Source organism: Caulobacter sp. GW822-FHT01G02 (assembly GCF_058802865.1).
Genome location: NZ_JBXAON010000007.1, coordinates 261,657 through 274,183, shown reverse-complemented (window position 1 = coordinate 274,183; position 12,527 = coordinate 261,657). Strand labels below are relative to the sequence as shown.

At 68.2% G+C, this 12,527-nt stretch carries 12 protein-coding genes and 1 pseudogene; 9 read left to right on the top strand and 4 right to left on the bottom strand.

Features of this window, described 5'->3' with window-relative positions:
- Positions 1-72 precede the first annotated feature (72 nt).
- Genes AC1RNC_RS20925 through AC1RNC_RS20915 form a run of 3 tightly spaced genes read left to right on the top strand, consistent with a single transcriptional unit; the run spans position 73 to position 2,460 of the window.
- Positions 73-318: a hypothetical protein gene (locus AC1RNC_RS20925; protein ID WP_492888185.1), complete on the top strand. Its 246-nt coding sequence runs from the start codon at positions 73-75 to the stop codon at positions 316-318.
- 38 nt (positions 319-356) lie between these two features.
- Positions 357-635 (top strand): DUF454 family protein, encoded by a 279-nt coding sequence (locus AC1RNC_RS20920; protein ID WP_492888184.1) that lies wholly within the window; start codon positions 357-359, stop codon positions 633-635.
- A 31-nt stretch (positions 636-666) separates the two neighbouring features.
- Positions 667-2,460: an ABC transporter ATP-binding protein gene (locus AC1RNC_RS20915; protein ID WP_492888183.1), complete on the top strand. Its 1,794-nt coding sequence runs from the start codon at positions 667-669 to the stop codon at positions 2,458-2,460.
- Here AC1RNC_RS20915 and AC1RNC_RS20910 read toward each other — a convergent pair whose 3' ends face one another.
- The gene (locus tag AC1RNC_RS20910; protein WP_492888268.1) at positions 2,461-4,233 is read right to left on the bottom strand and encodes a DUF4153 domain-containing protein; all 1,773 of its coding nucleotides are present in this window, start codon (positions 4,231-4,233) and stop codon (positions 2,461-2,463) included.
- 118 nt (positions 4,234-4,351) lie between these two features.
- On the opposite strand from AC1RNC_RS20910, the gene AC1RNC_RS20905 reads away from it, so the two are divergent.
- A complete protein-coding gene (locus tag AC1RNC_RS20905) occupies positions 4,352-5,848 on the top strand; it encodes a S10 family peptidase (protein WP_492888182.1) in 1,497 nt (498 codons plus the stop codon).
- Positions 5,849-5,999: 151 nt separating this feature from the next.
- Here the strand turns inward: AC1RNC_RS20905 and ppk2 are convergent, their stop codons facing one another.
- Complete coding sequence (gene ppk2 / locus AC1RNC_RS20900; protein ID WP_492888181.1) at positions 6,000-6,761, bottom strand: polyphosphate kinase 2; 762 nt, start codon at positions 6,759-6,761, stop codon at positions 6,000-6,002.
- Between the two features lie 46 nt (positions 6,762-6,807).
- Here ppk2 and AC1RNC_RS20895 point away from each other — a divergent pair, with 46 nt between their 5' ends.
- From AC1RNC_RS20895 to AC1RNC_RS20885, 3 genes are all read left to right on the top strand, one after another.
- Positions 6,808-7,524 carry a 16S rRNA (uracil(1498)-N(3))-methyltransferase gene (locus tag AC1RNC_RS20895; protein ID WP_492888180.1) on the top strand — a complete coding sequence of 239 codons (717 nt, stop codon included), beginning with the start codon at positions 6,808-6,810 and terminating at the stop codon, positions 7,522-7,524.
- Between the two features lie 133 nt (positions 7,525-7,657).
- The gene (locus AC1RNC_RS20890; protein WP_492888179.1) at positions 7,658-9,019 is read left to right on the top strand and encodes a glutamate--cysteine ligase; all 1,362 of its coding nucleotides are present in this window, start codon (positions 7,658-7,660) and stop codon (positions 9,017-9,019) included.
- Positions 9,020-9,082: 63 nt separating this feature from the next.
- Complete coding sequence (locus AC1RNC_RS20885) at positions 9,083-9,586, top strand: molybdopterin-dependent oxidoreductase (RefSeq protein ID WP_492888178.1); 504 nt, start codon at positions 9,083-9,085, stop codon at positions 9,584-9,586.
- Positions 9,587-9,595: 9 nt separating this feature from the next.
- On the opposite strand, the gene AC1RNC_RS20880 is transcribed toward AC1RNC_RS20885, so the two are convergent.
- Together AC1RNC_RS20880 and AC1RNC_RS20875 are read right to left on the bottom strand one after the other, a co-directional pair.
- Positions 9,596-9,733 (bottom strand): hypothetical protein, encoded by a 138-nt coding sequence (locus AC1RNC_RS20880; protein ID WP_492888177.1) that lies wholly within the window; start codon positions 9,731-9,733, stop codon positions 9,596-9,598.
- 84 nt (positions 9,734-9,817) lie between these two features.
- Positions 9,818-10,345 carry a DUF427 domain-containing protein gene (locus AC1RNC_RS20875; RefSeq protein ID WP_492888176.1) on the bottom strand — a complete coding sequence of 176 codons (528 nt, stop codon included), beginning with the start codon at positions 10,343-10,345 and terminating at the stop codon, positions 9,818-9,820.
- A gap of 67 nt (positions 10,346-10,412) precedes the next feature.
- Between AC1RNC_RS20875 and AC1RNC_RS20870 the strand changes: the two are divergent.
- Both AC1RNC_RS20870 and AC1RNC_RS20865 read left to right on the top strand, forming a co-directional pair.
- Positions 10,413-10,508, top strand: a pseudogene (locus AC1RNC_RS20870) (hypothetical protein); the annotation flags it as partial.
- A gap of 51 nt (positions 10,509-10,559) precedes the next feature.
- Positions 10,560-12,455 (top strand): peptide MFS transporter, encoded by a 1,896-nt coding sequence (locus tag AC1RNC_RS20865; RefSeq protein ID WP_492888175.1) that lies wholly within the window; start codon positions 10,560-10,562, stop codon positions 12,453-12,455.
- Positions 12,456-12,527: the final 72 nt, after the last annotated feature.

The following is a 12,527-nucleotide window of genomic DNA, read 5'->3' as shown; positions in this document are numbered from 1 at the left end:
AAACAATCAATTGGATTTGTGGGCGCGATGAGACCAAGGTCTTTCTGCAAGTCATTCGCAGGAGCGACAATTATGACCACCGCCGCAATCCGTCTCTCCGGCTGGAGCCTGCTGCTGGCCGGCGTCGGCGCCGGCATCGTCCTGCCCCACCCGGTGACCACCCGCCTGTGGACCGCCGCCGGCAGGCTGTTCGCCCTGGCCGGCGACCACGGCATGGTGGCGCGGCTGACCTCGGCCACCAAGTTCGGCCCGAAGATCCGGCGCGGCCTGAACAGCCGTCCGCCGCGCCGCGTGGGCGGGGTGGCGGAGGCGTTCTAAGGCTTCCGAGCGCGAACGCGACGCGTTAGCTTGGGCGCATGACTCCTGAACCCGCCCGCAAGCCGCGCCGCCGCCTGAGCCGCGTCGAGCGCTGGGTGCTGGATGGCCTGGGCGGGGCGCTGCTGGCGACCGGCGCGGTGGGGATCGTCACGCCGGGCATGCCGACCACGGTGTTCTGGATCGGCGCGGTGCTGTGCTTCCTGAAGACCCGCCCCCACGCCGTGCGGCCGATGCTGCGCGTGCCGGTGGTCGGGCCGGCGATCCTGTGGTTCCTGCGCTGGCGACCGTTCGGCGGCGGGCGCAAGCGGCGGGGCTGACGAACAGGCGGGAAAGCACTATCTCCGCGCCATGACCGACGCTTTCGAGGATGAAGACGAAACCGGCGCCCGCAAGCGCGCGCTGTCCAACCGCCAGGTGCTGGGCTTCGTGGCCCGGTTCTGGAAGCGGCGGCCGGTGCTGTTCGGCTTCGGCGTCAGCCTGACCCTGCTGGCGATCGCCTTCGACCTGGCGCTGCCTTACGCTTCGGGCCACCTCGTCGACACCGTCACCAGCAAGCCGCGCGGCGACGCCGGTGCCTGGAAGGCCCTGGGCGTCTTCGTCGGCGTGTATTTCGCCTTCGCGGTGATCCGCAACATCGCCCATCGGTTCTGGATCCCGCTGGCGGCCCGGAACATGGAGGAGATGACCAACGAGGGCTTCGCCAAGGTGCAGGCCTTCTCGTCGGACTGGCATGCCGACAGCTTCGCCGGCGCGACCGTGCGCAAGCTGACCCGGGCCATGTGGGGCTATGACAGCGTCACCGACGCGGTGACCATCTGGCTGGGGCCGGGGATCATCGTGCTGGTCGGCCTGTCGATCGGCATGCTGCTGCGCCAGCCCCTGGCGGGCGCGGTGTCGCTGGTCGTGGTCGTCGCCTATCTGTCGGTGAACCTGTGGATCACCGAGCGCTATGTGCGGCCCAGCAACCTGCGCTCCAACGCCCTGGATTCCCAGATCGGCGGGGCTCTGGCCGACGCCGTGACCTCCAACCCGACCGTCAAGAGCTTCGGCGCCGAACAGCGCGAGGCCGCGCGCCTGGCCGAGGTCACCGCCGCCTGGCGCGAGGCTGTCATGGTCACCTGGAGCCGTTTCACCGATGTGTGGCTGGGCCAGAACCTGCTGCTCGTGCTGCTGCAGGCGGGCCTGACCGGCTCGATGGTCTGGGGCTGGGCCAAGGGCACGGCCACGCCCGGCGACGTCGCCTTCGCCATCACCGCCTTCATGCTGATGAGCGGCTATCTGCGGAACCTGGGCGAGAATATCCGCATGCTGCAGAAGGGCATCGACGACACCGAGGACGTCGCGGCCTGGACCCGCCTTGAGCCGCAGATCGCCGACGCCCCTGGCGCGCCGGACTTCAAGCCGGGCGCGGGCGCGATCGAGTTCAGGAACGTGACCTTCCGCTACAAGGCGGCCGGCGCGCCGCTGTACGACCACTTCTCCCTGAAGATCGCGCCCGGCGAGCGGGTGGCGCTGGTCGGGCCGACGGGCTCGGGCAAGTCGACCTTCGTCAAGCTGGTCCAGCGCCTGCATGACCTGCAGGACGGGGCGGTGGTGATCGACGGCCAGGACGTGTCGAAGGTGACCCAGGCGTCCTTGCGCCGCGCCATCGCGGTGGTGCCGCAGGATCCGGCCCTGTTCCACCGCTCGCTCTACGAGAACATCGCCTATGGCAAGCCCGGCGCGACCCGCGAGGAGGTCGAGGCGGCGGCCAAGAAGGCCCGCGCCCACGACTTCATCCTGCGCCTGCCCAAGGGCTACGACACCCTGGTCGGCGAGCGCGGCGTCAAGCTGTCGGGCGGCGAGCGCCAGCGCGTGGCCATCGCGCGCGCCTTCCTGACCGACGCGCCGATCCTGGTCCTGGACGAGGCGACCTCGTCGCTGGACGTCGAGACCGAGGGCCATGTCCAGGCCGCCGCCGAGGCGCTGATGGAGGGCCGGACCACGATCGTCATCGCCCACCGCCTGTCGACCGTGCGCGGCGCCGACCGCATCCTGGTCTTCCAGGGCGGCCGCGTCGTCGAGGAGGGGCGCCACGCCGAGCTGACGGCGCAGGGCGGGGTCTATGCCCGGCTGAACGCGATCAGCGCGGGGGTGGCGTAGTCACTTCTTGTCGGGGCTGACAGCGCCGTCCTTCGGCGGAGCGGTCGGCGCGCCGCTGGCCTGGCAGTCTTTGCTCGCGGGCTGGAGGGGCAAGCGTCGACCATCGAGGATCAGGTCGCGACGAGCGACGGGCTCGCCCAGCGTGGGCGGGCCGGCCTTCATCCAGGTTTCGAGGTCATAGCTCTCGCAGCCCGCCAAGGCGATGGCGGTCAGGCTCCAGGTGTGATCCGCGCCCTCCGAGAACACCTTCAGGCGGTCGCCCTCGGCCAGCAGGACCTCGTCCCTGCCGTCGGCGTCGACGTCGGCGACCAGGGCCGGACACTGCATGGCGGCGCCAGTGCAGTTCGAGCCCGACGGCTTCGACCAGTCCTGCGCGATGAAGCTCTTGGGCAGAGCCTTGCCGACCGGATAGACGGACATCGCCTTGAAGTTGGGACGCGCTTCGCTGGCGGCGTAGCGCTTCTCGGTGCTGGCGGCGGCCTCGCGAGCACGCTTGGCGACTTCGGCGTCGGGATGGGCCTTCAGGCGTTCGAGCGCCAAACGCCCGTACCGACCGCTGTCGAAGCGCAGAAACTGGAAGTCGAATTTCTCCGCCGCGACCTTGCCGCGCTCCAGTCGCTTCACCTGGCTGTTTACCGACAGTCGCGCCGGGTCGGCGATCGGGGTGAACAGGGCGAGCAGCAGCAGCACCGAGACGGCGGCCATGATCAGATTGGTCGGCTCCAGGGTCTTCATCCACGGGCCGGGCTTCAGGGCGGCGAACGCGTAGCCGATGGTGAAGCCGATCGCGACCACCAGATAGGCGCCGGCGAACACCCGGTCGGGCGTCAGGCCATATTGGTCGACCCGCAGCCACAGGGCGTAGGCGGCCAGGATCACGATCGGAATCAGCAGCAGGCCGGCGATCCGCGCCGCCCAGCGCGGGATCGTCGAGGGCGGCTCGACGCCGTCCTGATAGGCCGCGTTGACCAGGATGATCAGGGCGGCGGCGGCTGACAGCAGCAGGGACGTGGCGGCCTTGGTGCCCCACAGCGGGGCCAGGCCCGTGAAGGGCAGGGTGGCCAGGAACCCGCCGGCGATCACCACCATCAGCGGCGACAGCCAGGCCAGCAGGGTCAGGCCGACCGTGCGCACGCCGCGCACCAGGCCGGCGCGGGCCTCGGTCAACTGCACGGCCATGTGGACGGCGGCGGCGAACATCAGGCCGGTAGCCGGGAAGGCGAAGGCGGTCTCGCCGATCAGCTTCTGGATCGCCTGGACGCCGATCAACTTGAACAGCGCTCCCGCCAGGAACAGCAGCAGCCAGAAGGCCCCGGTGAAAGCCAGCGACAGGAACAGCCGGATCAGGTTGGTGAAGGCCAGGTCGAAATAGTCCGCATAGGGCGCGACCGGCTTGCGGGCGGCGTCGGCCGGCTGGACCAGGTGATGGGCGATGAACAGCAGGGCGGCCGCGGCGATGAAGATCGGCGGCGACAGAGGGCCCGCGCCCAGGCGTTGAGGCTCGGCCCCGGTCCAGGCGGCGTGGACGGCCAGGATCGCCGCCAGGGCGACCGCGACGGCGGTCCAGGCGATCAGCGCCGTGCGCCGCATGGCCGACAGCGCGGCCAGCGGGATCATCGGGACCATCAGGGCGCAGACCAGCAGCGGCGCGTAGAGCATCGGCACGGTCGCCGGCCAGGCCTTCGACTCGTCGGCCTTCTGCAGCAGGAAGAGGGCGATCCCCTGGGCCAGGCCGATGGCCAGGCGCGTCGCGGCCGTCTTTCGCGCCGTCATGGCGTCGGTCGAGCTCATCCGGCGTCTCCCCTTGTCGGCCTCAGACCATCACGCCCGCGCGCGGTTGTGAAGCTTCCCCGCTTGGCTTAGCAATTTCAGCCTCTTTGGAGGGGTAGTAATGAAACAGCTTTTCCGGGCCAGCGTCGCGGCCCTTCTCGTCACGGCGGTGCTCGGCGGCGCCCCGGCCTTGGCCCAGGAAAAGGGCGGCGACAAGCCGGCCGCCGAGGCCAAGTCCGACCTGCCGGCGTTCCCGGCCGACAAGTCCGTCAAGCAGACGGCGACGATCGGCGGCAAGGTCGTCGCGTACACCGCGACGGTCGGCGTGCTGCCGGTGCGGGACGAGAAGGGCAAGAAGGTCGCCGAGGTGGTCTACACCTCGTACATCGTCGACGGCCCGCGCGATCCCAATCGCCCCATCACGGTGGCCTTCAACGGCGGCCCTGGCGCGGCCTCGGTCTATCTGAACTTCGCCCTGGGCCCCAAGCGCGTACAGTTTGGCGCCGAGGGCGACAGCCCCTCGTCGTTCAGCAAGCTGGAAGACAACCCCGCCAGCTGGCTGGACTTCACCGACCTCGTCTTCATCGACCCGGTCGGCACCGGCTTCTCGCGCTCGCTGGTCAGCGAGGACGAGACCAAGAAGCGCTTCTACGGCGTCAAGCAGGACATCGACTACCTGTCGCGCATCGTCTTCGACTACCTGGTCAAGACCGAGCGCCTGGCCTCGCCCAAGTACCTGGTTGGCGAAAGCTACGGCGGCTTCCGCGGTCCGCGCCTGGCCTATGAGCTGCAGACGGATCTGGGCGTCGCGGTGAAGGGCGTCGTGCTGGTCTCGCCGCTGCTGTCCAGCGCCGGCCGCGCCAGCCAGGAGGTCTCGCCCCTGCCGGCCATGTGGACCCTGCCGTCCATCGCCGCCGCCAAGCTGGAGCGCGACGGCAAGCTGACGCCCGAGACCATCAAGGCCGTCGAGGACTACACGCGCGGCGAATACATGGTCGACCTGATGAAGGGCTCGGACCCCGCCGCCCTGGACCGTCTGACGACCAAGGTCTCGGCCATGACGGGCCTGGATCCGACCTATGTCCGTCGCGCCGGCGGCCGCCTGGAGACCCAGTCGTTCCTGCGCGAGGTGTTCCGCGACAAGGGGCGCCTGGGCAGCCGCTACGACAGCAACGTCACCTCGCTGGATCCCTTCCCCAACGCGCCCGAGCAGGAGGTCAACGACCCGATACTCGACGCGATCATCGCGCCGACGACCAGCGCCATCGTCGACTTCACCACCCGCATCGTCGGCTGGAAGCCCGAGGCGCGCTACGAGGCCCTGTCGGGCAACGTCAACCGCCTGTGGGATCGCGGTCGCGGCGCCGACACCGAGTCGGTCTCCGACCTGCGCAAGGTCGTCTCGGTCGACCCGAAGCTGAAGGTGCTGATCGTCCACGGCTACAATGACCTGTCGTGCCCGTTCTTCGCCTCGCGCCTGATCGTCGACGCCATTCCGGCCACGGCCAACGGCCGCGTGACCCTGTCCAACTATCCGGGCGGGCACATGTTCTACAGCCGCCCCGACAGCGGCGCGGCGTTCCGCCGGGACGTCATGGCGCTGTACGGGGCGCGCTAACCCAAGACTCCGATCTCCCCGGCGAAGGCCGGGGCCCAGATCCAGCCTGAGCGGCGGGGCATGACGCGCCAACCGCATTGCGGACATCCCGATGTCCGTGGGTTCGATCTGGGTCCCGGCCTTCGCCGGGAAGATCGGTTTGGTTATTGAGCTAGCGCGCCAGCCGCCCATCCTTCAGCGCGGTCGGCTCGAACGAGAAGATCACGCTGGGATCCGGCTTGGCCACGCCCTTGGCCAGCTTCTTGTCGCCGGCCGCGTGCAGCAGCCAGCGGATGACGTTGAGCCGGGCTTCCTTCTTGTGGTCGGCGCGCACGCAGATCCACGGCGCGACATCGCTGTGGGTGCGCATGAACATCTCGTCGCGGGCCTTGGTGTAGTCGTCCCACTTTTCCTCGGCGACCTTGTCCAGGTCGCTGGTCTTGAAGGCTTTCAGCGGGTCCTCGCGGCGGGCCTTCAGGCGCTGGGCTTGCTCGTCGCGGCTGATGTCGAGCCAGAACTTGACGTAGCGCAGGCCATTCTCGACCAGCATCCGCTCGAAGGCCGGCACGTCGCGCAGGAACTGCTCCTGCTGCTCGGGCGTGGAGAAGTTCATCACCCGCTCGACCCCGGCCCGGTTGTACCAGGAGCGGTTGAAGATCACCACTTCGCCACAGGCGGGCAAGTAGTCGACATAGCGCTGGAAATACCACTCGCTGCGCTCGCGGTCGGTCGGCTTGGGCAGGGCCGCGATCGTGGTGTCGCGCTTGGACAGGTGCTCGGTGATGCGCGCGATGGTGCCGTCCTTGCCGGCGGCGTCGCGGCCCTCGAAGACGGCCAGGATCTTCCAGCCGTCCTTGATGGCCTTCTTCTGCATGGCGATCAGGGCCAGCTGCAGCTGGGCGAGTTCGTTCTCGTAGTCGTCGTGCTTGCTCATGCGCGGAGCCTACCCCCGGAAAGAGGAGTTGCGCTAGAAGAGCCGCATGATCCGTCTTTTCGTTCCCAACGATCTCTCCGCCGGGGCCGGCGTCGTCCCCACCGTCGACCAGTCGCGCTATCTGACATCGGTGATGCGCCTGGGTGTCGGGGCGGAGGTTCTGCTGTTCAACGGCCGCGACGGCGAGTGGCGCGCGAGCATCATCGAGTCGACCAAGCGCGGCTGCCTGCTGAAGGCCGAGGAACAGGCCCGGCCGATGGAGATCGGGCCGGACCTCGACCTGATCATCGCCATGGTCAAGCGCGGCCGGGTCGAGACCATCGTCGAGAAGGCAGCCGAGCTGGGCGCGCGCCGTGTGCGGCTGACCATCACCCGACGGACGAACGTCGACTTCGTCAAGCTGGCGCGCCTGGACGCCATCGCCATGGAGGCCGCCGAGCAGACCGGTCGCCTGGACGTGCCCGAGGTCGCCGACCCGGAGAAGCTGGACAAGATCCTCGACGACTGGGATCCGGCCCGGCGGCTGGTGTTCTGCGACGAGGGCGGCGATGCGAAGCCGGCGATCGAAGCGCTGGCGGGAACGGGCGCGCCGGCCGCCATCCTGATCGGTCCGGAAGGCGGGTTCGCGCCGGAGGAACGCGAGCGGCTGCGGGGGCTTTCCTTCGTCACGCCGGTGTCGCTTGGCCCTCGCATCCTGCGGGCCGACACCGCCGCGATCTCGGCCATGACCCTGTGGCAGGCGGCCGCTGGGGATTGGCGGTAAAAATATATGCTCAAGGTCGCCCCTTGAGGTTCGCAAAGAAAACGCCCAACTGGGCGAGACTGAAGTTCGCCGTCGGCGGAGAGAATGGGCCCTCTCCTCCCGCAGCATCGCACCCTGGGGAGGGACGGCTTGCATGGCCGACACCGCTAACGTCCAAGAGTGTCAACTGACGCTCGCCGATCTGACCGAATATTTCGCTGCGGGCAGCAAGCCCAAGGAGGCTTTCCGCGTGGGGGCCGAGCACGAGAAGTTCGGCTTCTATCTGGGATCGCACGCGCCGGTTCCATACGAGGGCGACAAGGGGATTCACGCCCTGCTGACCGGCCTGCGGCGTTTCGGCTGGACCCCGGTCATGGAGGGCGAGGTCGTCATCGGCCTCGAGCGCAATGGGGCCAATGTCAGCCTGGAGCCGGGCGGCCAGTTCGAGCTCAGCGGCGCGCCCCTGGCGACCATGCACGACATCTGCGACGAGACCGGCCAGCACCTGGACGAGGTCAAGACCGTCGCCGACGAGCTGGGTCTGGGCTTCTTGGGCGTGGGCTTCTCGCCGCTGTGGACGCGCGAGCAGGTGCCGGTCATGCCCAAGGGCCGGTACGTCATCATGCGAAACTACATGCCCAAGGTCGGCAATCTGGGCCTCGACATGATGCTGCGCACCTGCACGGTGCAGGCCAATCTCGACTTCTCCAGCGAAGCCGACATGGTCGCCAAGTTCCGCATGAGCCTGGCCCTGCAGCCGATCGCCACGGCGCTGTTCGCCAATTCTCCGTTCACGGAAGGAAAGCCGAACGGCTTCCTCTCCGCGCGGGCGAATGTCTGGACCGACACCGATCCGAACCGCACGGGCCTCTTGGATTTCGTGTTCGAGGACGGCTTCGATTTCGAGCGCTACGCCCGCTACGCGCTGGACGTGCCGATGTATTTCGTCAAGCGCGGCGACAAGTATATCGACGTGGCTGGACGATCCTTCCGCGACTTCATCGAGGGCAAGCTGCCCGAGCTGCCGGGCGAGATCGCCACGATCAAGGACTTCGTCGACCACACGACGACCGCCTTCCCGGAAGTGCGCCTGAAGACCTATCTGGAGATGCGCGGCGCCGACGCCGGCCCGTGGAGCCGTCTGTGCGCCCTGCCGGCCCTCTGGACCGGCGTGTTCTATGACGACGCGGCCCTGGCCGCCGCCTGGGACCTTTGCAAGGACTGGACGCTGGAGGACCGCGAGGGCCTGCGCCGCGATGTGCCGAAGCTGGGCCTGAAGGCGACCGTCGCCGGCCGCACGGCCCAGGACGTCGCCAAGGACTTCGTGGCCATCGCCAAGTCGGGCCTGAAGAACCGCGCCCACCTGAACGGCGGCTTCCTGGACGAGACCATCTATCTGGGCGAGCTGGAACAGATCGCCGACAGCGGCGTCACCCCCGCCGAAAAGCTGCTGTCGCTCTACAACGGCGCATGGCGGGGCGACATCAGTCGGGTGTTCACGGACTGCGCGTACTGAGATCGAGGTGGAGCGTGGCGTGAAATCTCGTTATGTATCTTGACTGCATAACGAGGGTTTCGAATGCTTCGCTTGCTGCTCGGCGCCGTTGCGCTCACCGTCCTCGCGACGCCGGTGCTGGCCCAGAACCTGGCGCTGGTCGGGCCCGACGGCCAGGCCGTGACCCTGACCGCCGCCGAATTGGCCGCCTTGCCGCGCCAGACCATGGCTTTCGCGGGTCACGGCGAAAGCCATGTCTATGAGGGGCCGCTGCTGATCGATGTGCTGGCCAAGGCCGGCGCGCCGACGGGCAAGGCGCTGCGCGGGCCTGAGATGGCCGATGTCGTGCTGGTCGAGGCCAACGACGGCTACGCGGTGGCGCTGGGCCTGGCCGAGGCGGATCCTGGGACGCGCGCGAACCGCATCATCCTGGCCGACCGCGCCGACGGCGCGCCGCTGGCGGCCAAGGACGGCCCCTTCAAACTCGTCGTGGAGGGCGACCTGCGTCCGGCCCGTTCAGCGCGGATGGTCGCCAGGATCACGGTCATGCGCCTGGGCGGCGCGGCCGCCGCCAGCCACACGCACTGACCCGGCGCTCTAGAAGATCGCGCGGACTCCGACGATAACCGCCACCCACAGGCCGATGGCGGCGGCGAGCGTGAAGAGCCGACCCCAGGCGAGGCGGCGAACGGGATTGGTCGCGTGAACAGCCCGATCGTATGAGACGTAGGCCATGGTTTCCTCCGCGCCCCTCTGACGGGAGCTGAACCGCATGGTCACGCTCCCAAGAGTTAAGGTCGGTTTAAGCCGGGCGTCGCGCTACGGGGCGCCGACGCCCCTGTAGGGTTGGTCGATGTCGCGCTCGGCCCGTTCGGGATCGGGCATGTCGACGTTCGGCGGCCAGTGCTCGGCCTGGCTGCGGCCCGAACCGCTATCGGTGTGGCGGATCGCGTCGTCGACATCGACCGCTTCGGTCCGGGCGGCCGTAAGCTCGCCCAGCTGGAACTCGACGTGCTCGGGATAGAAGGCCACGCGATTGGCGATCTGGCTGACCGCCGCGAACGGAGCCTCGTAGGACCACACGGCGTTCTCGATGACCTTGGCGTCGCGATAGATGGTGAAGTAGTTGGCGTCGCCCTTGTAGGGGCAATGGGTCACCTTGTCGGTCCTACGCAGGAACAGCATCTGCACGTCCTCGCGCGCGAAGTAATAGACCGGCGGATAGTTGGCTTCCTTCAGGACCAGGACGTCGTCGCTGTCGGCGATCTCATGGCCTTCGAACAGGACGCGCACGGTCGTCGGGGCGCGCTCAATGGTGATGGGGTGGTCTTCGTCGGGGATCTTCATGGCGGGCTCCCGTCGTGGCAAAGGGTTCGCCTAGCCAAACGCGCGGGGCGACCGCCAAGCTCCCAAGCGAACATGGGGCCGTTTACGTCAGCGGCAAGCCGTTGCTTGTGAAACCGTCAGCCGCGTGATCTTCTCCCCGCCAAATTGGGGTCGACGGGGATGATTTGACCGGGGGGTCAGGTTCCCGTCTCTCGTCATGTTTCAAGGCTAGCGTATGAATATCGTCATCGCCGCGGGGATCCTGGTCACGCTCGTGACCGGCATTCCCGTCTTGGTCCAGCTGCTGCGCGGCCACCCGCGCGGCCTGATCATCTGCTTCCTGGCCGAGATGTGGGAGCGCTTCTCCTACTACGGCATGCGCGCCATCCTGATCTTCTATCTGACTCAGCATTTCCTGTTCGACCCGAAGGTCGCGTCCGGCCACTACGGCTCCTACACCGCGCTGGTCTATCTGCTGCCGCTGATTGGCGGCTTCCTGGCCGACAAGTGGCTGGGCACGCGCAAGGCGGTCGCGTTCGGCGCGATCCTGCTCGTCGCGGGTCACCTGGCCATGGCGATCGAGGGCAAGCCCGCCGTGCAGACCCTGACCTATCAGGGCGCGACCTATGAGTTTCTGGCGGAGGGCCGGGGACAGGACCGCGTGGCCAAGCTGGTGATCGCGGGCAAGCCCTATGACGTGGCCGCCACCAAGGCTGGCGAGTTCGAGATCAAGGATCTGCCGGCCGGCGCGCCGCTGCCCGCCGTCCTCCCGAAGGCCGACTACAAGCTGGACGTGACGGGGCGCGATCCGCTGTACCTGAACATCTTCTGGTTCTCGCTGTCGCTGATCATCCTGGGCGTCGGCTTCCTGAAGCCCAACATCTCGACCATCGTCGGCCAGCTGTACCCGCAAGGCGATCCGCGCCGGGATCCGGGCTTCACCCTCTACTACTACGGCATCAACCTTGGCTCGTTCTGGGCTTCGATCCTCTGCGGCCTTTTGGGCGTGAACGTCGGCTGGTGGGCCGGCTTCGGCCTGGCCGGCGTGGGCATGCTGGCCGGCTTCGTGGTCTTCGTGCTGGGCAAGCCCTGGCTGGAAGGCAAGGCCGAGCCGCCCCAGCCCAAGGTCCTGAAGGAAAAGGTCCTGGGTCCCATCAACCGCGAGCTGGCCATCTACGCCGTCTCCCTGCTGGGTCTGATCGGGATCTTCTTCCTCGTGCAGTTCAACGCCGTGGTCGGCGTCGCCCTGAACATCGGCATCCTGGCCTCGCTGGGCTACATCGGCTGGTTCATGTTCCGCAAATGCGGCAAGGAAGAGCGCGAGCGCCTCGCCCTGGCGGTGTTCCTGATCTTCGGCGCTGTGGTGTTCTGGACGCTGTTCGAGCAGGCCGGCTCGTCGCTGAGCCTGTTCGCCGCGACCAACGTCCAGCTGGATCTCGTCCGCGAGCCCGTCCGGCTGTTCAGCGGCGCGGTGACCCTGGCCACGCCCGAGCAGTTGGCCAAGGCCGGCATCGACGCGGCCTCGACCTTCTGGGTCAACACCAGCTTCAACGCCCCGCAGACCCAGGCCCTGAACGCCGGCTGGATCCTGATCTTCGCGCCCGTTCTGGCCGCGCTCTGGACCTTCCTGGGCGCGCGCGGCAAGGACCCCAATCCGGTCGTCAAGTTCGGCCTGGCGCTGATCCAGGTCGGCGCCGGCTTCCTGCTGCTGCAGTGGGGCTCCACCTTCGCCGACGGCGCCTTCAAGATGCCGCTGATCTTCCTGGCGCTGATGTACATGCTGCACACCACCGGCGAGCTGTGCATGTCGCCGGTCGGCCTGTCGCAGATGACCAAGCTGTCGCCCGCCGCGGTGGTGTCGTTCATGATGGCGGTCTGGTTCATGGCCGTGGCCATCGCCCAGTGGGTCGGCGGCAAGATCGCCGGCCTGGCGGCCACCGAGACGGTCGGCGGCCAGGTGCTGGACCCCGGCGCGGCGCTCGCCGCCTCGCTGAAGGTGTTCAACGTCATCGGCCTGGTGTCGGTGGTGATCGGGATCGGCTTCCTGCTGCTCTCGCCGGTCCTCAAGAAGTGGTCACACGGCGCCGACGACACCACCGGCCCGACGGTCGCCGACGCCTCGGGGGCCTAGACTGAATAAGGAACGAAGGGCCCCAGCATGGACTGGGGCCCTTCTCACGAGGCGCGGAGGGGCCGCGCCTCG

What these genes read in the sequence shown, in the direction of transcription:
- AC1RNC_RS20890 (WP_492888179.1), top strand. Translation starts at nt 7,658, where the DNA reads ATGGCCGACACCGCTAACGTCCAAGAGTGTCAACTGACGCTCGCCGAT.
- AC1RNC_RS20925 (WP_492888185.1), top strand. Translation starts at nt 73, where the DNA reads ATGACCACCGCCGCAATCCGTCTCTCCGGCTGGAGCCTGCTGCTGGCC.
- AC1RNC_RS20865 (WP_492888175.1), top strand. Translation starts at nt 10,560, where the DNA reads ATGAATATCGTCATCGCCGCGGGGATCCTGGTCACGCTCGTGACCGGC.
- AC1RNC_RS20885 (WP_492888178.1), top strand. Translation starts at nt 9,083, where the DNA reads ATGCTTCGCTTGCTGCTCGGCGCCGTTGCGCTCACCGTCCTCGCGACG.
- AC1RNC_RS20895 (WP_492888180.1), top strand. Translation starts at nt 6,808, where the DNA reads ATGATCCGTCTTTTCGTTCCCAACGATCTCTCCGCCGGGGCCGGCGTC.
- AC1RNC_RS20920 (WP_492888184.1), top strand. Translation starts at nt 357, where the DNA reads ATGACTCCTGAACCCGCCCGCAAGCCGCGCCGCCGCCTGAGCCGCGTC.
- AC1RNC_RS20915 (WP_492888183.1), top strand. Translation starts at nt 667, where the DNA reads ATGACCGACGCTTTCGAGGATGAAGACGAAACCGGCGCCCGCAAGCGC.
- AC1RNC_RS20905 (WP_492888182.1), top strand. Translation starts at nt 4,352, where the DNA reads ATGAAACAGCTTTTCCGGGCCAGCGTCGCGGCCCTTCTCGTCACGGCG.
- AC1RNC_RS20880 (WP_492888177.1), bottom strand. Translation starts at nt 9,733, where the DNA reads ATGGCCTACGTCTCATACGATCGGGCTGTTCACGCGACCAATCCCGTT.
- AC1RNC_RS20875 (WP_492888176.1), bottom strand. Translation starts at nt 10,345, where the DNA reads ATGAAGATCCCCGACGAAGACCACCCCATCACCATTGAGCGCGCCCCG.
- AC1RNC_RS20910 (WP_492888268.1), bottom strand. Translation starts at nt 4,233, where the DNA reads ATGACGGCGCGAAAGACGGCCGCGACGCGCCTGGCCATCGGCCTGGCC.
- ppk2 (WP_492888181.1), bottom strand. Translation starts at nt 6,761, where the DNA reads ATGAGCAAGCACGACGACTACGAGAACGAACTCGCCCAGCTGCAGCTG.